Below are 20,542 nucleotides of genomic sequence, written 5' to 3' on the forward strand. Positions count from 1 at the left end.
GAATTTGTTATGAAAGACCCTGTGAGCGGTTTTGAGTATCCGAAAGCCTGGATTGATCTCTGCGACGCCGAGTCGCTCGAGTTAGTTCGCAGTGGTTTCGGGGTGCTGACCGCGAGCGGCAGGGTCTTAAAAAGGGGATTTACCACGGGTTCCACGGCATCGGCGGCGGTATATGCAGCTGTTGCTTCCCTTAAGTCGCCCGTATCGGTATCCCCCGTTCTTTTGCCCTGCGGAATCAGAGCGGATATCCCTTCTTCCGGTATAAACGGCGTCGGCGAGGCGAGAAAGTATTCGGGCGATTATCCCTCGGATATTACTTCGGGGATTCTCATACGTGCCACGGCTGAGCCTGCCGACGGGATCTCGGTCGATACAGGAGAAGGTATCGGCAGATATGAGAGGGATACGCCGCGTTACCCTAAAGGTTCCCCCGCTATCGGAAAGAGTGCCTTTGAAGAGATTTTAAGGGCGGCGGAGGATGCCTGCCGCCATGCCGGGCTTAAGGGTGCCAGAGTTATTCTGACGATTCCCGACGGCGAAAGAATAGGTAAGCTTACCCTGAATCCGAGAGTTGGGGTCATAGGCGGCATCTCGATTGTGGGAACCACGGGCTTTGTCGAGCCGTGGGACGATCATTTAAGCGAGACCATAGGCGAGAGAATAGCAAAGACGGATAAGGTTGTTGTTACCACGGGAAGAATAGGTCTGAGATATTCGCGGCTTCTCTTTCCCGATTATGAGGTCGTTCTTGCGGGTTCAAAGATAAGCGAGGCTCTCTCATCCGCGGAAAAATGTGCGGATGCGGTAATCTGCGGTCTTCCGGGACTTATTCTGCGATTCTTTAATCCCGACGTTGCCGTCTCAAGGGGATTTAAGACCGTGGAAGAGCTGGTTGCCTCCGAAAACGGTATTGCCGCCATGAACTTCGAGCTTGACGCGGCAAAGGCGAGATATCCGTGGCTACGGATAGTTATCATAGACAGAAGCGGCAAGGTAATAGGTGATACAAAATGAAGATTGTGGGTGTCGGCTGCGGAGAAAACATGCTTACGCAGGAGGCTATTGATGCGATACGCCGTGCGAAACTGATCTACGGCTCGGACCGTGCGCTTGCGCTTGCAAAGGAGTATATCGCATCGGATGCGCAGGCTCAAGAGATTACGGATTACAAGGCTCTCAGGACTCTTCCGAAGGATGCGGTCGTTCTCTCGACCGGCGATCCCATGATGGCGGGTCTGGGTTATCTTGACGGCGATATAGTCTCGGGAATCTCGTCCATGCAGTGTGCCTATGCAAGACTCCATGCCATGTGGACGAATGCGGCGATTGTGAACGCACACGGCAAAAATCACCGCGATGCCATGGAACTTGCGGCAAGGGACATAGCGGCGGGTCATTCCGTCTTCATCATCGCCGATCCCGAATTTTCGGTAGAGGAACTGAGTAAGTATCTTCCTAAGGAGACAAAGATTGCGGTCTGCTCCAATCTCGGATATGAGGACGAGGAGATCTCCGAAGGTACGGCAGGTTCTCCTCCGAAAGTAAATCACAGACTGTTTTCCGTCGTCTGCGGATATTGACATTAACGCCGCATATTAACAATAACGCCGTTTTTTACGCCGCTTTTTTATGCTGTTTTTTATCTGCAAATTTTATGTCCGCAAAAATCTCTTTACGCAAAACCGGCGGAACCGATATGTTGTCCGTCCGTTTCAGATAAATTCCGGATATATAATTGAAAAAAAAGGTTCTAATTAGGGAGTTTGGGTAAGCTTATGCTTCCTTCTCGTCCTTTCTCTTTGACTGACCGAGCCAGTATCCGAAGATCAGACAGGCAACACCGGTACCGATTGCCGCCTGAAGTGCGAAGAGAAGTGACTCGACTTCACCGCTGGGAGGTGCCCATAACGGTGATTCAAACCAAGGTTCGTAACCTGTTTCAGAGATCATGTCCTCGGCACCGCCGTCAGCGCCGCCCCATTCGGAGTCTCCTCCTGTTGCCAATGCAAAGACGACAAGACCGAGAATGATCAGAATGCCTACTATGATTTCAATTGTAGAACGCTTCATGCTGCCTCACCCTGAATTTTTGCGATTTCGGCATCCTCGATAATTCCGAGACTCTTTAAGATCTCAGGCTTAACGCGGACGATGAACTTGGCTACAAGAGCACAGATAATACCTTCAATGATTGCGAGCGGAATCTGTGTGACTGCAAAGATTGTTCCGAATGCAGTGAATGCCGCAACGATGCTGCCGTCAATCGGGAATGCAAGAGCAAGCTGAAACGATGTAACTGTGTATGTCACAAGGTTTGCTACAGCCGCGGTAACTCCTACACAGAGACCCAGACCGAGACCTGCTTTTCTGAGTGCCACGAAGACTCCCCATGCAACGAGAGGACCGAAGATAGCCATCGAGAATGCATTTGCACCGAGTGTCGTAAGACCGCCGTGTGCGAGAAGCAGTGCCTGGAAGATCAGTACGATTGTTCCGAGAACTGCGGTAACGAACGGTCCGAAGAACGATGCCGAAAGACCGGTACCTGTCGGATGCGAACAGCTTCCCGTTACCGAGGGTATTTTAAGTGCCGACAATACGAAGACAAACGCTCCGCAGACTGCCATAAGAGGCAGAACCTTTTGATCTTTGTCAATTAGCTTTTTCATCTGCCAAAGACCCACGATGATAAACGGTATGGATAAGACAAACCATACGATACACCATTCCATTGGCAGATAGCCTTCCATAATGTGCATAAGAAGTAATTGTGTTAACTAATATTTAATTTTGTTCTCGTGAACACAACTTTTCGGACAATTTTTATGAAAGATCGTGTATTTTCTTACATATCCGGATATTGTTTGAAATTGCGAATACCTATTGTAATTTTTGTATCCGGCAGTATGCAAAATTTGAAAATCGTGTTACCGTATTAAGAAAATATTTATAATATTTCATTTTATTTTCAAAAAATAAGGCTAATCATCGTTTTTCCAAAAAGGGATTGTTCATCCGAAAAATGTTTGTCCGGGGCTTTTGATCCGATGAAAATCTTCAAAAAAAAAGGTGGTGAGATTTGATCATTCGTTTTCGGTCGCGAGGTAAGCGCCGATTATCATGATTATTAAGGCAGTTATGAAGACTGCCGACGGCATCTCGTGAAAGAGCATGAACGAGAAACCTACGCCGAGGAACGGCGCTATTGCGTAGAATGTGCTGGTCTTTGCGGCGCCGAGCGTTCTCTGAGCCGAGACATAATAATATATGCTCATGCCGTATGATACGAAGCCGAGCAGGAGTATCATAAGACAGAGCGAAAGTGCCGGAAGTGTCTCGCCGGCAATGTGAGCGATAACGAGTGCACCGAAGCCGGAGAAGAGTCCTTTTATGAGGACTATCTCGAGCGGGTCCTTGTCCGAGATCATTCTGGTGCAGTTATTCTCTAAGCCCCAGAATACGCAGGCGGCAAGGACGAAGACAGAGCCTAACGAGAAACTGACATTGCTGAAATCGTCGACCGTAAGCAGTATGCTTGCGATCGTCACCAGAAGGATTGCAAGCCACAGGCGCTTGGATATTATCTCTTTAAAGATTACAAGCGCTATTACCGACGTTGCGACTATCTCGAAGTTGTTGAGGAGAGAGGCGTTTGCCGCCGTCGTCATGGTAAGTCCGAACATCAGAGATATCGGTGCGGCGATATCCAGAAGGATCATACCGATGACGTATGGTCTGTCCTTCTTCGAGAGGGATGTCTCTTTAGATTCCCGCTTCAGTGTTTTTCTGCCGCCCCAGATGAAGACCATGCCGATGCCTGCGCCGAGGTAGAGCATACCTGCGGTCATCATCGGTGCCGCTTCCTCAAGGAACATCTTCGAGAATGGTGCACTGAGGGCGAAGAGTGCAGCAGCTAATATTGCAAAAAATATTGCCGTTGAACAATTTTTGCTGCCGACATCGGTCATATAATCAGATTTTCTGTCATCTGCCTTTTAAGGGTATCTCTCGTCTGAATTTCGGTTCATAACTTTTTTAAAAAGTATCACACTTATGTTGCGATTTTGTCAGATATGTCACGCAAAATAGCACATCCGTAATTATCATGTTATTTTCAAAAAAACGCGCATAATTTTGGCTTTTGTGCGGAAGTCACATGCGGCGGCGGGCAGATGGGTTACATTGATTTGGCTGATTTTCGGGGCAGGTTAATGAGAGTTAATAGGGGTGGCGGATGAGCTTTGAAAATGGTTACATACAGCGGCAGGTTTTTATCGGGTCATGATGACCCCATAAATGACCCCATAAATGAACCTATAAATGAACCTATAAATGAACCTATAAATGAGCCTATAAATGAGCCTATAAATGAGCCTATAAATGAGCCTATAAATGAACCTATAAATCCGGATGCCAGAGAAAAGGAGATCATCAATATGATACGGGAAAATTCAAATTTGACCCGAAAGGATATGGCGGAACGTATGGGATGCTCCGTTTCGACGATTAAGAGAGCATTGCAGTCAATGGTTGAAAAAGGTAAAATCAAACGTATCGGTTCAAATAAGAAGGGTGAATGGATTATATTGAAGGGAAAATGAAGTGAGTCTGATCTGCTTAAATAAAGTACAAAGCAGTCTGTAAAACAGTTTTCAAAAATCCGAGACAGTGTCTCGGAAATTCAGTGCGGAAGGTGAACCGTCATCCTTATCCGTCATCTCCTGCCGAAAGTTAGGGGTCTGCGCCGCCAAACTCAGAAAAAAATGGGTTAAAAAGTTTTTTTAATTCAACAGTCCGTATACCGGAAGGTCCATCGGGTTGTATCCCCGCATCTTGGAACGGGAAAGATACAACTCCTTCGGCACTCCGTATCGGGCAGTTTCGGGATTAAATCTTCAGCTGAGTGTATGAAAGATTTTCCATATTTTCTTTCAGTGTCTTGAAGACCGGCGCTCCGTCGACGAAGGTGTATATTTCATCGGCTTTGGCTTCGGGGTCAATGTCAGCGAAGAGATCGGGGTAGAGGACCTTTCCGACATAGTATGCGTTGGCCATACTGGTCTCATGGTTCGTACCCATCGATGTATGCGGGTTGAGTGCATAGATCTTGCCGGTCTTTACCGCGGTTAATTCCCTGTATGACGGATCGGTCTGGAGTTCGTAGATACCTCCGCCGCCCGCGGCTTCCATTGTGTTGAGGTCAACGAAGATAATCTCGGGATCCCATCCGATGATCTGTTCCTTGGATACGGCAGCATATCCTGTGCTTGCCGTTGATCCGAGTCCTGCCGCAACGTTATTTGCGGAGAGAACCGTGAACGGATAGTATGTCGGGTCGCTTCCGTCGAATCCGTGTGCACCGTTATAGGAGACTCCGCCTATGTATACCGTGGGCTTAACGGTTCCGTCGGCTTTTGCGGCTCTTGATTCAAGATCGGCTCTTGTGTCGGCGAAGTATTTGATTACATCCTCGGCACGCTGTTCTTTGTGGAGAACTTTTGCGATTGTCCTGAGCGATTCCTCGACTTTAGCCGTGCTCGTGACATAGTCGCCGGAGTAGAAGAGAACTACGGGTATTCCGGTCTTTTCGGTGAGTTCGTTGGCGTTCTGAATGATTGTATCGGAGACACCCGACATGAAGACGACTTCGGGGTTTGCTTTCATGAGAAGTTCGGGATCAACGACTCCTTTTGATGCTCCCAAAACCTGTAATTCTTTAATCTGCGGATTTGCCAGCATATACGGTCTGGTTTCGGCTTTGCGCTTTAAGAGACTGCTGTCCTGGAAGTCAACCGCGACCATCTTGTCGGTTGCTCCGAGCCATGCGAAGTATCGCGATGAACCCGAGCCCGATACCGCTATCTTTGACGGATTGTCGGGAACAACAACACTGCGCCCGGCGACGTCGGTTATCGTGATTGTTGCGCTGTCTGTCTGTGTTTCCGTACCCGTTGCGACAGGGGCAGCCGTTGCCGTTTGGGTAGCTGCCGCCGTTGCGGATCCTCCTGCGCTGCCGGAGCCGGATGTGCAGCCTGCAAAGGCAATCGCCGCAAGCATGGCAATCATGATCAAAATTGTTAATGCTTTTTTCATAGTGTGACCATTTTTAATTTTTGTCATACTTATTGTTATAGATATTGATTTTGTATGTGATTAATAGTTATTTTTGAAATTCGGTATGATTAGTTTATGGGTGTTGCAAAGAAAAGTGACTTCCGCGGTTTGCCGCGGTTATCCCCGGTTATCCGCGGACCGAAAAAAGAAGAATAAATCCGGGGCAGTATCCCGGAAATTCATGAAATCCGATATCAGATCTCAGAATTTCGGCACAACGATAGGCATATTGTTATGCGAAATGACATCGACGGCAATACCGTATACTTCTTCGATAAGTTCGGGAGTAACGCCCGACTTGTCGCAGATCTTATGGATCTTGCCGCCTTTCATGAAGACAAACTTATCCGCAAACCTCAGAGCCAGATTCAGGTCATGCATGGTCATAATCGTGGCACAGTTATGGCAGTCCACGACATGTCGGATAAGCTTTAAGATCTCCATCTGACGCGACATATCCAGAGCGCTCGTAGGTTCGTCGAGAAGAAGGACGGACGGTTCCTGAACAATGGCACGGCAGACGCAGACTCTCTGAAGTTCTCCCCCCGAGATCTCGTCGATATACCTCAGCTGCATATTCGAAAGTCCGAACTTTTCAAGAGCGTCATAGACAAGATCATAATCGTGTTCCGTGATCTTCCAGCCGAGATGCGGCTTTCTGCCGAGAAGAACGGTATCAAAGACCGTCATTCTTGCCGACTCGTTTCTCTGCGCCACGTAGCCGACGTTCCTGGCTATGTCCCTGCCCGACATCTTCGAGAGATCCATATCGCCTATAAGAATTGTTCCCGCCTTCGGTTTGAGAATCATATTCATGCATTTGAGAAGCGTGGATTTTCCTACGCCGTTGGGTCCGAGGATTGCCAGAATCTCACCGCGTGAGACTTCTACCGTGATGTCTTTAAGGATCTTTGTCGTGCCGTATTCGAATTCAACGGCATCGGCTCTCAGAAGAGCGAGGCAGTCGTCATCATCCCTGTGATGTTCGCAGCATCCTCCGCATCCTCCTCCGTGCGAGTGAGGATGAGTATGCACGACGTCGCGGTGTGAATGAGGGTGTTCGTGCATGACGCCGTCGTGAGTATGATCTCCTGTCATATTCTCCTCCCTTTAATTATAATGTAGATGAATATGGGCGCTCCGAGGAATGCGGTCAGAACCGCGACCGGCAGAATATGCGGTGCGATAATCGTCCTTGCCACGGTATCGGCGACCAGAAGCAGGAGCGATCCGCAGACCAGACTTGCCGGAATCAGGAACCTGTGGTCGTCCCCCACGATTCTTCGCATCATATGCGGACAGACAAGACCCACGAAACCGATGATCCCGAGGAATGACACGACGATTGCGCTGATTAAGGACGCGGCTACCATTCCCGTTATTCTTGTCATGTCGACATTGACTCCGAGACCCTTTGCGGTTTCTTCACCGGCATCGACCGCGTTGTAGTCCCAGCGCTTGCAGAAGATGTAGATTGAGCAGATGAGAACAATTAATGCTATCAGTCCGAGTTCCGACCAGCTGGCACGTGCGACATCTCCGAACTGCCAGAATACTATCGATGCAAGGCGTGTATCGTCGACGAAATACTGAACCGCCATCAGTCCCGCGGCAAAGAGCGAACTTATGGCAACACCGGCAAGAACCATGGTCTCGGGGGTTGCTCCGCGGATTCTCGTAATGGCAAGTATTAGGACCGTCGTCAGCATGGACAGTATAAATGCCATGCCTGTCGTCAGATACGGGTTGTTGATGACAACGGCATCCATCATGTTGCTGCCCGTCATTCCCGCATCGAAGATGAGAATGCCCACAGCCGCACCGAATGCCGCCGCATTTGAAAGTCCGAGGGTAAACGGCGATGCCAGCGGGTTTCTGAGCACGGACTGCATGGCGACACCTGCGACGGCAAGTCCTGCGCCGGCTGCGATGGCCGTAAGTGCCTGCGGTATTCTTATGTTCCATATAACCCTTTCAACAAGGCTTGTTCCACCCGGACCGCCCAGAATGGTTGAGATGACATCAGGAATCGGAATCGAAACGGAACCGACCGATATGGATACGAGGAACATGACGACCGTGACCGCTATTCCGAGGAAAATTGCCGTGTATTTTCTGCCGACGTAAGACATGTAGTCTTCGACATTGCCTTCGGTCCTGTCTTCGACCTTATTTTCAGCCGTACATTGCGCCGAATTTTCAGTCGTTTCTTCTGCCCTGTCTTCAGCCTTATCTTCGACAGTATCGACCGTATATTCGGTTTTGCTTATCTCTTCGGCTTTATCTTCTGTCGTCATTCTGTTCCCGGTATGTCGAATTCTTCGCTGTACGGTTTGATGTCGACAACGGGTGTCCCGTCAAACGCTTCTAGACCTCTTACCGTGAGTATGTTTCTCTCTATTTTTACGAGCTTTACAAGGGTAAGAGAGACCGGATTGGGTCTGTTCGGTGATCTGCTTGCAAATACACCTTTAATCGGACGTGTTTCGTCGCCGCCGGGATGAGCCTGCAGGACGCTTCTGTCCGACCTGTTGAACCAGCAGAAGATGAAGATGTCATCTCCTTCCGAGAGTCCGAGGAGTGCGTCGGCAAACTCCGGACATATGGTGATTTTGCTCAATTCATCGGTAAGTCTGCCCTGACGGGGCGCGTCTCCGCGTTCTTTGAACGGCGAAGATACCATTCCCACGGGTATTATGTTAGTTTCAGCCATCAGATCTCCGGTTGAGTGTATGAGAGATTGTTCATATTTTCTTTCAGTGTCATGATCGGTATCATTACAGCTTTTTTCATAGTATAACTGTTTTTAATTTTATTCATACTTATTGTTAATGATATTGATTCTCTATGTGAATTAGGGTTACTTTTTCAATCGGACATGATTATATAGTTTTACGATTAATAGTAATTTCATATGAAGTCATTTGAAGATGCCATAGCATTCCACGGTCACTCCTGCGGCGGTCTTGCCATGGGATATAAAGCCGCGGAACTTGCGGCGGAACTCCTCGACCTTAAATTTTCGGAGGATGAAGAGGTAGTTTGTATAACGGAGACCGATTCCTGCACGGTCGATGCGATTCAGGTCACACTCGGATGTACGGCAGGCAAAGGCAATCTTTTCGTGAACAAGTGGGGGAAGAATGCGTTTTCGTTCTACAACCGAAAGACGGGTAAATCCGTAAGACTTGTTGCGAATCCGAATGCGGTGCCGAATAACTCCGAGCTTGTCGCACTTCGCCCCAAGGTTTTTTCGGGCAAAGGAACGCCGGAAGATGCAAAGCGCCTGCATGAGCTTATGCATGAGTATACGGACGCAATTCTTGCTATCCCCGCAAAGGATCTCTTCGTCGTGAAAGAGACGCAGGAGTTTGTGCCAGACAAGGCGAGAATCTTTGACAACGTCGTATGTTCGGTCTGCGGCGAGCAGGTCGCCGAAGGTCTCTGCGGTAAAGTGGACGGCAAGTATGTATGCACCCCGTGCATGCATAAGAAGTGAAAAATTACGGATTTTTTTATATTTTCTTTTTTCGTTAAGAGTTTTCTCAGGGTAATAGTGCCGCGGTAATGCGTTGAAGAATCCATCGGTCAGAAATCCGAGACACTGTCTCGGAAATTCCGGATAACCCATCTTCAGATTTCGTCAACAGTGTTGACGAATTCTTACGGGACTCTTTGATCGGTTATTGCGATTGCGCACGGATTGAATTTCATGAGTATATCGGTTATTGTTGTATAGACATGCAAAGCACTGGATTATAATCCCATGCTTTATGGTAATACCGAAGGGTTATAATCCAATGCTTTTTGAATATCGATTTTCACACTATTTATATAATTTACATAATTTTAGTGAACAATGATAAATATTGTCGGCGGTACAGTTTAGATTGGAATTAAATTTTCAGCCGTGTTTACAGGTATTGTCAGGGGGTACTTGTAATTAAAATAAGAAAGATTGATTTTATTCTAAATATCAGTAAAAATAGGAGTCATTCATGGCAGACAACAAGAAGGAGCAGGAACGAGACGATCTCCATAAGGCAATTTGGGGTATTGCGGATGATCTGCGTGGTGCGGTTGACGGCTGGGATTTCAAGCAATATGTTCTCGGATTCATGTTTTATCGCTATATCTCCGAGAACCTGACAAATTACATTAATGCCGGCGAACATGCCGCAGGTCATTCTTCTTTTGACTATGCTAAACTCAGCGATGATGAGGCTGAGAGTGCACGCAACGGTCTTGTAAAGGAAAAAGGCTTTTTCATTCTGCCTTCCGAGTTGTTCTGCAACGTGCGTAAAAGAGCGGATAAGGACGAAAACCTGAACGAAACCCTTGAGAGAATATTCAATCACATTGAAGAATCCGCAAAAGGATCCGAGAGTGAGTCCGATTTTGCGGGGTTGTTTGACGATATCGACGTAAACAGCAATAAACTCGGTTCTTCGGTCATAAAGAGAAACGAGAAACTTGTCAAACTTCTTAACGGAATCGGCGATATGAAACTCGGCAATTATCAGGACAATACCATTGATGCCTTCGGCGATGCCTACGAGTATCTGATGAGTATGTATGCCTCAAGTGCGGGTAAGAGCGGCGGAGAATTCTATACGCCTCAAGAAGTCTCCGAACTTTTGACAAGGCTTGCCGTTGGCGGAAAAAAACAGATCAATAAGATCTATGATCCCGCCTGCGGCTCGGGTTCGCTTCTTTTGAAAGCCGCCAAAATTCTCGGTAAGGAAAACGTTCGTCTCGGATTTTTCGGGCAGGAAATTAATATTACCACTTACAACCTCTGCCGTATCAATATGTTCCTGCACGATATTCCTTTTGACAAGTTCGATATCGCCTGCGAGGATACGCTTATATCTCCTCAGCATTGGGATGATGAGCCGTTTGAGGCAATCGTTTCAAATCCGCCGTATTCAATACATTGGGCTGGCGATGAGAATCCTTTACTCATCAATGATCCGAGATATTCACCTGCCGGAGTGCTTGCACCGAAGAAAGCGGCGGATATGGCTTTCATTATGCATTCGCTTTCGTGGCTTGCCAACAACGGAACTGCTGCAATCGTATGCTTCCCCGGAATTATGTATAGGGGCGGAGCGGAGAAGAAGATCAGAAAATATCTCATAGACAACAACTATGTGGACTGCGTGATTCAGCTTCCCGATAATCTCTTCTTCGGAACATCAATTGCAACGTGTATTTTGGTCTTAAAGAAGGGTAAGGCTGATAACAGTATCCTGTTTATAGATGCCTCTAAGGAATGCATCAAGGTAACGAATAACAACAAACTGACGGATGAAAACATAGACAATATAGTAAATGAGTTTGTTTCCCGTGAAGAGAAGGCACATTATGCACACAGGGCTTCTTATGATGAGGTTGCCGAAAATGACTACAATCTTTCGGTCTCTTCATATGTCACACCCGAGGATAGAAGAGAAATTATCGATATCGTAAAGCTTAACGCCGAGTTAAAAGAGATCGTCGCAAGGGAGCAGGTTCTTCGTGATGCGATAGATAAGATAGTTGCCGAGATTGAAGGAGCAGATAACACGATTGGGCAATCGAATCGTCTTGCATACGAGAAGCACGAACCAAAAGCAATATCGGATGTCAATAAACTTATCGACAATACCGTACAAACGGGAAGCGGTATGGCAATTGCCGACAATCCCGAAAAATCGGAAAAATCCGAATCAGTTCCAAAGCATTCCAAAGGTAAAAGGGCGTGAAGCATGAGTAAATTGGATGAACTTATTGCGGAGTTGTGCCCTAACGGAGTGGAGTATAAGCCTCTTTCTGAAATAGCAACAGTTACACGTGGCGGGAATCTTCAGAAAAAAGATTTTACGGAATCTGGTGTTCCGTGCATCCACTATGGTCAGATACATACAAAATATGGTCTGTTTACGGATAAGACATTCACTTTTGTCAGCGAGGAGACAGCACTTCGACAAAAAATGGCAGTTACCGGGGACATCATTATGGCAGTGACCAGTGAGGATGTAGAGGGTGTTTGTAAATGTGTTGCCTGGCTTGGTGATAGCGATGTGGCGGTTGGTGGACATACAGCCATTATCCGTCATAATCAAAATCCAAAATATTTGGTATATTTCTTTAATTCCGCTTTGTTTTATGATCAAAAGAAAAAATTGGCTCATGGTACTAAAGTGATTGAAGTTACTCCTTCTAAACTGAATGGAGTAAGAGTCCCCGTTCCTCCTTTAGAGGTACAACGTGAAATTGTCCACTTGCTTGACAATTTCACGGAGCTTACAGCGGAGCTTACAGCGGAGCTTACAGCAAGAAAGAAGCAGTATGAGTATTACAGAAATAACTTGCTGAGTTATTATGGTGGTGATACTGAGAAAATGTATCTTTCGGATGTTGCAGATGTTTTTCGAGGAAAATACATAACACAGAAAACATCAAAATCAGGCAATATTCCTGTTATTATGGGGGGACAAGAACCTGCTTACTATATTGATGAATCGAATCATGAAGGGGAGATTGTTGTAGTAGCGAGAAGTGGGGTATCTGCTGGTTTTGTATCCTATTGGGATCAACCCATTTTTGTGACGGATGGTTTTGGTTTTGAGGCTAAAAAAGAACTTGCTACACCAAAATATCTCTATTATGTGCTCAAAAATAAAGAAAAAGAACTTAATGATATGAAGCGTGGGGCTGGTGTTCCACATGTCAGTAGAGAAATGTTAAGCATGGTTAAAATACCAATCCCAGAAATCTCAACTCAGAAGCGAATTGTTGAGATTTTAGACAATCTTGAGTCAATTTGTAACGATTTGAGCAGTGGTCTTCCTGCCGAAATTGAAGCCCGTCAGAAGCAGTATGAGTACTACCGTGACAAACTTCTGACTTTCAAAGAAAAAAACTGAAGAGGGGGATGCTTTATGCCATATTTTAACATAATCGCCGAGACAAACGAGAATACTGTCGTTACGGAATACACTCCTGTAAAGGTCAGATCAGAGAGATATCAGAGCGAAGCCGCACTCGAAAAAGAATTCATAAGGATGCTCGGAGAGCAGGGATACGAATATCTGAAAATTAATTCAGAGGAAGACCTTATTCTGAATCTCAGAAAACAGCTTGAAAAGCTGAACGGCTATACCTTCACGGATGATGAATGGAACCGTTTCTTTACTGAATCCGTAGCAAATACCAATGAGGACATTAAGGAGAAAACAAGGAAAATTCAGGAAGATTATGTTCAGGTATTAAAACGCGATAACGGCGAAAGCAAGAACATCAAACTGATTGACAAGAAAAATGTGCATAACAATTCAGTACAGGTAATCAATCAGTACGTAATCGGCAGGGAAGAAGGCGCAAAGCATGACAACCGCTATGATGTAACAATCCTTGTAAACGGTCTTCCGCTGGTGCATGTCGAACTTAAGAGAAGGGGTGTGGCAATCCGCGAAGCATTCAACCAGATCAACCGCTATAAGAGGGAGAGTTTCTGGGCAGGTACAGGTCTCTATGAGTATGTGCAGATATTTGTTATCTCAAACGGCACCAACACACTTTATTACTCCAACACTACAAGGAACAATCATATCAAGGAAGCAAATCTTCCGCAATCCTCAAAAAAGGAAAAGACAAGCAATTCTTTTGAATTTACATCTTATTGGGCAGACGCAAACAACAGAATAATCCCCGATATCGTAGATTTTACGCGGACATTCTTCTCAAAGCACACGCTTCTGAACATCCTTACAAAGTACTGCGTTTTCACGGCGGAGGACACGCTTCTGGTCATGCGTCCTTATCAGATTGTCGCAACCGAACGCATCATAACCCGCATTGAAATAGCGAACAATTACAAGAAATACGGAACCGTAGCGGGCGGCGGCTATATCTGGCATACTACGGGATCGGGAAAGACTCTGACTTCTTTTAAGACCGCAAGAATAGCGTCTTCATTGCCGTACATAGACAAAGTGCTCTTCGTAGTTGACAGAAAAGATCTTGACTACCAGACAATGAAGGAGTATGACCGCTTTGAAAAAGGAGCGGCAAACAGCAACACATCAACGGCAATTCTGAAGAAACAGCTTGAAGATGACAACTGTAAAATTATCATCACGACCATTCAGAAACTCTCGACCTTTGTAAAGAAAAATCCCAATCATGAGGCATTCGGAAAGCATTTCGTCATAATATTCGATGAATGTCATCGCAGTCAGTTCGGAAACATGCACGCGGCAATCGTGAAAAACTTCAAGAGATATCATCTCTTCGGATTCACGGGCACACCGATATTTGCCGTGAATGCGGGATCGGGAAAGACTGCGCAGTTTTTCACAACGGCACAGACCTTTGGCGATCAGCTTCACACATACACAATAGTAGATGCCATCAATGACAAGAATGTTCTGCCTTTCCGCGTTGATTACATCAAGACAATGGATATGGACGATGACATAATCGATGAACCGGTATGGGACATCGACCGCGAAAAAGTCTACATGGCACCTGAGAGAATCTCTCTCGTCACAGAATATATTCTGAATCATTTTGACCAGAAAACCTATCGCAAAAACAGGTTTTACACATTTAACACACTGACCAATGTCTCCGATGTAGCTGCAAGCAAACGCGGAAAAGTTATGGAAATCCGGCAGAAACAGAAGATTGGCGGCTTTAATTCCATATTTGCCGTTTCTTCAGTTGATCTCGCAAAACTCTATTACACCGAGTTTAAGAAGCAGATGGAAGCGGATCCGTCAAAATCACTCAAGATTGCGACAATATACAGTTACGGAGCAAACGAAGAGGAATCCGACGGAATACTCGACGAAGAAGACCCCGAGGATACATCCGCACTTGATACAAACTCAAGAGATTTCCTTGAAAACGCTATCAAAGACTATAACGAGATGTTCCATACGAACTATGACACATCCGGCGATAAGTTCCAGAATTACTACAAGGATGTATCTCTTCGCATGAAAAACAGGGAAATTGATCTCCTTATCGTCGTAAACATGTTCCTTACGGGATTTGATGCAACTACACTCAATACCTTATGGGTTGACAAAAATCTGAAGTTGCACGGACTGATTCAGGCATTTTCAAGAACAAACCGCATATTGAATTCCGTAAAGACCTTCGGAAATGTCATATGCTTCAGAAACCTTCAAAAGCGTGTAGACCGTGCCATATCCCTTTTCGGTGACAAAGACGCTTCAGGCATTGTCCTAATGCGTACTTTCAATGATTACTATTACGGCTATAAAGACGCGGACGGAAAAGTACATCTCGGATATGTGGATCTCATCAACGAACTTAAGACAAAATTCCCGCTTGAAGAGCCTCGTATCATCGGAGAACAGAATCAGAAGGATTTCATCAGGCTGTTCGGAGTTATCCTGAGAGTCAGAAATATCTTAAGCTGTTTTGATGAGTTTGAGAATATGGAACTTCTTTCAGAGCGTGATCTTCAGGATTATCTCGGAAGATATCAGGATCTTCGTGATGAGTGGAAAAACAGAATGTTTTCCGGCGAGAAAGTGGATATTACCGAGGACATTGTATTCGAAATTGAGCTTATCAAGCAGATTGAGATTAATATCGACTATATTCTCGTGCTTGTCAAGAAGTATCACGACTCTCAGTGCCATGATGAAGAGGTACTCATTACAATTCAGAAAGCTGTTGATGCTTCTCCCGAACTCAGAAGTAAGAAGGAACTTATCGAGATATTCATTTCAAGAGTCAACTATGTTGATGATGTCATGGATGCATGGTATGAGTTTGTCGGGCAGGAGAAGGAGAAAGAACTTACTAGGATCATAGAGGAAGAAAATCTGAAAGAAGAAGAGACAAGAAAGTTTATTGATTATTCGTTCAAGGTCGGCGGAATAAAGACTACGGGAACGGGTATTGATGAATTGATGCCTCCGATGAGCAGATTCGGATCGGGAGACCGTGCGGAGAAAAAACAAAGAATCATTGATAAATTGCTTGCATATTTCGAAAAATACTATGGTGTTTGTGCCGTAGATGAAGAAGATGAATGATACCTGCAATCATTGACAAGTGCCGACTTTCCTAATTTTTCAACTTGTGCATTTTTTGCACAAGTTGCCGATACCTATGTTTTCCCGCGGTCTTTTCGTCTTGATGTTCTAATGCGCGCCGGATTGATTTGCCTTAATGCCTATTATTGCATTTTATTCTCGTAATGCGCGATACCGTCCTAAAAATTCGGTATATGACTGTGCGACATAAAAACAAACAAAAACAAAGCCTCGGGCGGAATTTGAATCCGCGACCTCGTCCTTACCAAGGACGCGCTCTACCGGCTAAGCCACCGAGGCAACAAAAGTGCATCATAATATGGATATGAAAAATATAAAACCTTAACTAAATGACCATGGGGATTGATCGAAAAACAGGGGATTTCTGAATACGGCATAACACGGAATTAAACGATGCCGTTTCTCTTCAACTGCGTAACCGAGCGCAGAACGCCGTCAAATGTCTCGGTCTCGATTATCGGACACAGATTCTCTTTTCTGATGAGATCGTAGATCGGCGCAAAATCGACGGTCCCGTCACCGATGGCGGCGTGAGAGTCCGCATTACCTTTATTGTCGTGAATGTGCAGGTGCGACACGGGCACCTTGAGGAAATCATCGAGAACGCCGCAGATGTGCGCATGCCCGACATCGAGGGCAAACTCGAACTCTGAAAAATGCGAGAGTTCGTCGGGCTTTTGAAGGAAGAAGTATTTGCTCTTCGGCATATTCTCGACAAATACCGGAATCGACAGCTCCTCGGAGTGCTTCTTAAGCTCGATAAGGGATTTATGAAGCTGAAAAACGCTGACATCCCGCTCCTGAAGCCACGGGGCGAAACCCGGGTGGACGACTACGCCTTTTGCCCCGGCATCCGCGCCCATATCCATTGCGTGACGGATGACCTTAACGGAGGCTTTCCTTATGGCATCGAGGTGGGATGCGATGTTGACGGTCCGCGCCGGCGCATGAATATAGTATGTATACGAGAAAGAATGCAGAATCTCGGGCGTATCCATATAGTGAAGACCGTCGTCCATAATCTCGACAACCTTCGTAACATCGGAGAGAAGCGTAAGAGCGTTCTCAAGCGGCTTATCTATCAGGCAATATGTGGAGACCCCGTACATACTTCTAAATTGACGGTTCCTGTTTATTAGATTATTTATTGAATTATCGTGGTTTGAATCATTCGCGTGATATTTCTATATATTTGGCATGACTACAATATCATGACAAAATAACGGAATAACACGATGGAATACAGATACATCTTCGGACCCGTGCCTTCAAGACGACTCGGAATCTCTCTCGGCGTTGACCTGATACCGCCAAAGACATGCTCATATAACTGCATATACTGCGAATCGGGAAAAACAACGAATCTGACCGTGGAACGAAGAGAATACGTCCCGCTGAATGACGTTCTCAAAGAGCTCGACGGCATTTTGAAGACTCATCCGCGACTCGACTTCGTGACATACTCCGGCTCCGGAGAGCCGACCCTGTACTCGCGGATAAGCGAAGTAACGCGGTTCGTAAAGGAGAACTACCCCGAGTATAAAACGGCGCTTCTCACAAACGGCAGTCTGTTCCATGACGAAAAGGTAAGGCGCGACTGCCTCGACATAGATGTTGTCATACCTTCTCTCGACTGCGCAGGCGAGACCGAATTCAAAAAGGTTGACAGACCGCATCATTCCCTCTCGGCAGCGGTCGTAAACGAAGGCATTGCAAAGTTCCGCACGGAGTATACGGGTCAGATATGGCTCGAGATCTTCATCGTCCCCGGAATCAACGACACCGATGAGGAGATCGGGCGCATAAATGCCGAGATTGCAAAGATACGCCCCGACAAGATTCAGCTCAACACGCTCGACCGCCCGGGTGCAGTTGACTGGATAAGACCCGCGGATGACATAAGGATGCAGGAGATTGCCGGAAAACTCAGGCATGACAATATCGAGATAGCCGGAAAACCCGCGACGCGCTCTTCGAATAAAGCCTACTCGGGAGATATCTCCGACGTAATTCTTCGGACTGTCAGAAGAAGACCCTGCACCCTTGACGATATCGTAAAAATAACGGGTCTGCACATGAACGAAGTCAACAAATATCTGGGTGTTCTCGTCGCCGAAGGGAAAATAACCGAGGCACGCGGCGAACGCGGAGTCTTCTACAGATCTGCGGAATAATACGTATGCGGAATAATAAAACAGATTGTTAACTGCGTCCTAAAAAAGATTGTAGGTTTATTGGTCGGCTTTTCAGCCGTTATAATTTATTTTTTTGCCTTTGACTTGGTCGCTTTTGCTTTGGCAGCGGTAGTTTTTGCAGCGGCTGATTTTGTTGTGCCTGCTTTTGTTGCCGTTGTTTTGGTTGCCGGTGCTTTTGCTACGCTTGTCTTTGTTGCAGTCGTTTTTGCAGCGGCAGCCTTCGTATTCGTTGCCTTTTTGGCTGCTGCTTTTGTCGCGGTCGCCTTTGCGGCAGTTACCTTTGCGGAAGCCGCTTTGGTTGCCTTTGCAGGCTTTGCAGCCTTGGTTGCCTTATTGCCGTTGTATATCTTGAGTGCGGCGGCGACGTCCGCATTGTCCATTGTTATGGCCGATATCGCATTGCACATGCGGATTGCCTCATCCAGCGATTTCTGGTGGATATTTCTGCCGGTTGCGTTGCCGCTGGCGCCGCCGGTGTGAATCTGCGCATATAACTGTGAGAGGAACTTCTCCGCCGATGTGCTCGAACCGCCGGCGCAGACAAGTTTTGTCCTTCCCGCCGCTTTTACAGCTTCTTTCAGGAGTTCCGCGGAATCCTTGCCTTCCTCCTTTGGGGGATTGACCTTGACGAAATCCGCGCCCAGCGCCGCCGCGGTTCCTGCCGCGCCCGCGATGAGGTGAGCGTCCTTCTCGTTTTTGACCGCCTTGCCACGCGGATAAATCCAGAGAACGACGACAAGACCGTATTTGTGTGCCTCGTTGATAATCTGCGCCGCCTGAGAAAGCATTACATCCTCGTATTCGCTGCCGAGATAGATAGTGTATCCGACCGCCGCTATCTTAAGTTTAGAACTGTCGCGGAGATCAACGACCTGCTGCACGGTCCAGAGCTGTGTGCTTAACGGGTCTTTCTGATCGGTCTTGACAAGATGAGTCTTCGAGTTAATCTTTACAAGGTATGGCACATTCGGATAACTCTTGCCGTAGCGTGCGATAAGACCGAGTTGCGATGCGAAAACACCCACTCTGCTTCCGCTTGCGATGCGGAACATATGTTCGGGATCGGCATCATCTGGGTGGATGTCGGCACCGTAGAAGTCGTCGTTTAAGTGCTCGGTCTTCTGGTCGCCGGCGAAGAGCATCAGCCTTCCGCTGCCTCCCGTAATCAGCTTATAATTCTCTTTATATTTCGCTTCCGCGTTTTTAGGGACGTCAGCGGGAATTACAATATCAGATTCAATGGTCATATATATTCGTCGATCTCTCAGATTAATAAAGATAATGATAGTGTCGCCGTAAACCCGCATTGTAAACCCCAGACTCCCGGACGGGAAGTTTGGGTGGTTAACGCGGTTCGGGCGGTTTGGGTGGTTAATGCGGTTTTGGCGGTTTGTGCGGTTTCACGTCAGCCGAAATATGAGCAATACCCGATGAAAACCCGATATAAAATCAGATATAATTTCAGATACCATACTTATGCATGACCGAGGAAAGATATCCCGGGCAGGTCTCAAAGACTGTTGCCGTTGACATAGTTCTTCTTCCTCCTAAGGATATTGCGGAACTCTGCGTAAAACTCAACAAAAAAATTATCAGGAGATCGGCTGACAACCGCGTCCCTCTCAGTCTTACAAGGACACTTCCGCATGTCTCGCTTGCCATGGGCGCAATCGAATTGGACGCCGTGGACGATATCGCCGAATCACTCGCACGTATCGGCGACCGCTACCTCCCCTATACTGCCGCGTATAAGGGCTTTGCGGCCGTAAAAACCTCGGAGAACGTAATCGTCTCGGGGATGGACATAGTAAAAGACGAGATTATAATCGAGATGCAGTCCGAGATAAGTTCGGTCCTGAAAGAGTTCAATCTCGGCAGAGTCACTCCCGATATGGTATATCCCGACAAAATTCCGATAACGGATTTCACCCTCGATTACTCATCGGACTATCTCGAAAACGTTGACAGCCGGCGGTTTTCGCCGCATATCACCCTCGGAAACGGGGACATATATCAGATACGGAATCTGCCCGCAATGCCCGAATCGTTTGTCTGCACGGATATCGCGGTCTGCCATCTCGGAAATCACTGCACATGCAAAAAGATACTCTGGCATTATGATGGCGGCGGGGAATGAGAAAATTATGCTTA

General features: G+C 46.6%; 18 protein-coding genes and 1 tRNA gene. 9 read left to right on the forward strand and 10 right to left on the reverse strand.

The window, feature by feature from the left end; genetic code table 11:
* The first annotated feature begins 9 nt into the window (after nt 1-9).
* Both T502_RS03805 and T502_RS03810 read left to right on the forward strand, forming a co-directional pair.
* Nucleotides 10-1,014, forward strand: a complete 1,005-nt coding sequence (locus T502_RS03805) for a cobalt-precorrin-5B (C(1))-methyltransferase (protein WP_042705763.1) — start codon at nt 10-12, stop codon at nt 1,012-1,014.
* Nucleotides 1,011-1,580 carry a cobalt-precorrin-7 (C(5))-methyltransferase gene (locus tag T502_RS03810; protein ID WP_042705764.1) on the forward strand — a complete coding sequence of 190 codons (570 nt, stop codon included), beginning with the start codon at nt 1,011-1,013 and terminating at the stop codon, nt 1,578-1,580. Before T502_RS03805 ends, T502_RS03810 begins: the two co-directional genes overlap by 4 nt.
* Before the next feature lie 193 nt (nt 1,581-1,773).
* Here the strand turns inward: T502_RS03810 and T502_RS03815 are convergent, their stop codons facing one another.
* The 3 genes from T502_RS03815 to T502_RS03825 all read right to left on the reverse strand — a co-directional run bounded on the left by T502_RS03815 (nt 1,774) and on the right by T502_RS03825 (nt 3,968).
* Nucleotides 1,774-2,070 (reverse strand): energy-coupling factor ABC transporter substrate-binding protein, encoded by a 297-nt coding sequence (locus tag T502_RS03815; RefSeq protein WP_042705765.1) that lies wholly within the window; start codon nt 2,068-2,070, stop codon nt 1,774-1,776.
* Nucleotides 2,067-2,759 carry an energy-coupling factor ABC transporter permease gene (locus T502_RS03820; protein WP_042705766.1) on the reverse strand — a complete coding sequence of 231 codons (693 nt, stop codon included), beginning with the start codon at nt 2,757-2,759 and terminating at the stop codon, nt 2,067-2,069. Before T502_RS03820 ends, T502_RS03815 begins: the two co-directional genes overlap by 4 nt.
* Before the next feature lie 324 nt (nt 2,760-3,083).
* The gene (locus T502_RS03825; protein ID WP_042705876.1) at nt 3,084-3,968 is read right to left on the reverse strand and encodes a DMT family transporter; all 885 of its coding nucleotides are present in this window, start codon (nt 3,966-3,968) and stop codon (nt 3,084-3,086) included.
* Between the two features lie 279 nt (nt 3,969-4,247).
* On the opposite strand from T502_RS03825, the gene T502_RS03830 reads away from it, so the two are divergent.
* Nucleotides 4,248-4,601: a winged helix-turn-helix transcriptional regulator gene (locus tag T502_RS03830; protein WP_042705767.1), complete on the forward strand. Its 354-nt coding sequence runs from the start codon at nt 4,248-4,250 to the stop codon at nt 4,599-4,601.
* Between the two features lie 286 nt (nt 4,602-4,887).
* On the opposite strand, the gene T502_RS03835 is transcribed toward T502_RS03830, so the two are convergent.
* The 4 genes from T502_RS03835 to tsaA form a co-directional block, all read right to left on the reverse strand.
* The gene (locus tag T502_RS03835; RefSeq protein ID WP_042705768.1) at nt 4,888-6,093 is read right to left on the reverse strand and encodes an iron ABC transporter substrate-binding protein; all 1,206 of its coding nucleotides are present in this window, start codon (nt 6,091-6,093) and stop codon (nt 4,888-4,890) included.
* 222 nt (nt 6,094-6,315) lie between these two features.
* Nucleotides 6,316-7,212: an ABC transporter ATP-binding protein gene (locus T502_RS03840; RefSeq protein WP_084173020.1), complete on the reverse strand. Its 897-nt coding sequence runs from the start codon at nt 7,210-7,212 to the stop codon at nt 6,316-6,318.
* Nucleotides 7,209-8,246: a FecCD family ABC transporter permease gene (locus T502_RS03845; RefSeq protein WP_042705878.1), complete on the reverse strand. Its 1,038-nt coding sequence runs from the start codon at nt 8,244-8,246 to the stop codon at nt 7,209-7,211. The genes T502_RS03840 and T502_RS03845 overlap by 4 nt, the downstream gene beginning before the upstream one ends.
* A 161-nt stretch (nt 8,247-8,407) precedes the next feature.
* Nucleotides 8,408-8,827 (reverse strand): tRNA (N6-threonylcarbamoyladenosine(37)-N6)-methyltransferase TrmO, encoded by a 420-nt coding sequence (gene tsaA / locus T502_RS03850; RefSeq protein WP_042705769.1) that lies wholly within the window; start codon nt 8,825-8,827, stop codon nt 8,408-8,410.
* A 201-nt stretch (nt 8,828-9,028) separates the two neighbouring features.
* Here tsaA and T502_RS03855 point away from each other — a divergent pair, with 201 nt between their 5' ends.
* From T502_RS03855 to T502_RS03870, 4 genes are all read left to right on the forward strand, one after another.
* Entirely contained in the window at nt 9,029-9,613 is a 585-nt protein-coding gene (locus T502_RS03855; protein ID WP_042705770.1) for an FmdE family protein, read from the forward strand.
* Between the two features lie 499 nt (nt 9,614-10,112).
* On the forward strand, nt 10,113-11,861 hold the full coding sequence (locus T502_RS03860; protein ID WP_211248140.1) for a type I restriction-modification system subunit M: 1,749 nt from the start codon (nt 10,113-10,115) through the stop codon (nt 11,859-11,861).
* Nucleotides 11,862-11,864: 3 nt separating this feature from the next.
* Nucleotides 11,865-13,025: a restriction endonuclease subunit S gene (locus tag T502_RS03865; protein WP_042705771.1), complete on the forward strand. Its 1,161-nt coding sequence runs from the start codon at nt 11,865-11,867 to the stop codon at nt 13,023-13,025.
* A gap of 15 nt (nt 13,026-13,040) precedes the next feature.
* Nucleotides 13,041-16,175 (forward strand): type I restriction endonuclease subunit R, encoded by a 3,135-nt coding sequence (locus T502_RS03870; RefSeq protein ID WP_042705772.1) that lies wholly within the window; start codon nt 13,041-13,043, stop codon nt 16,173-16,175.
* 227 nt (nt 16,176-16,402) lie between these two features.
* On the opposite strand, the gene T502_RS03875 is transcribed toward T502_RS03870, so the two are convergent.
* Together T502_RS03875 and T502_RS03880 are read right to left on the reverse strand one after the other, a co-directional pair.
* Nucleotides 16,403-16,475: transfer RNA gene (locus tag T502_RS03875), tRNA-Thr, on the reverse strand.
* A 107-nt stretch (nt 16,476-16,582) separates the two neighbouring features.
* Nucleotides 16,583-17,305, reverse strand: a complete 723-nt coding sequence (locus T502_RS03880) for a sugar phosphate isomerase/epimerase family protein (protein ID WP_042705773.1) — start codon at nt 17,303-17,305, stop codon at nt 16,583-16,585.
* A gap of 126 nt (nt 17,306-17,431) precedes the next feature.
* Here T502_RS03880 and T502_RS03885 point away from each other — a divergent pair, with 126 nt between their 5' ends.
* Nucleotides 17,432-18,370 carry a radical SAM protein gene (locus tag T502_RS03885; RefSeq protein WP_042705774.1) on the forward strand — a complete coding sequence of 313 codons (939 nt, stop codon included), beginning with the start codon at nt 17,432-17,434 and terminating at the stop codon, nt 18,368-18,370.
* 86 nt (nt 18,371-18,456) lie between these two features.
* On the opposite strand, the gene T502_RS03890 is transcribed toward T502_RS03885, so the two are convergent.
* The gene (locus T502_RS03890; RefSeq protein WP_157197456.1) at nt 18,457-19,638 is read right to left on the reverse strand and encodes an aldolase; all 1,182 of its coding nucleotides are present in this window, start codon (nt 19,636-19,638) and stop codon (nt 18,457-18,459) included.
* A 233-nt stretch (nt 19,639-19,871) separates the two neighbouring features.
* On the opposite strand from T502_RS03890, the gene T502_RS03895 reads away from it, so the two are divergent.
* Nucleotides 19,872-20,528, forward strand: coding sequence for a 2'-5' RNA ligase family protein (locus T502_RS03895; protein WP_042705775.1), 657 nt, complete (start codon nt 19,872-19,874; stop codon nt 20,526-20,528).
* Nucleotides 20,529-20,542 lie beyond the last annotated feature (14 nt).

The organism is Methanomicrobium mobile BP (genome assembly GCF_000711215.1).
Classification (GTDB): domain Archaea; phylum Halobacteriota; class Methanomicrobia; order Methanomicrobiales; family Methanomicrobiaceae; genus Methanomicrobium; species Methanomicrobium mobile.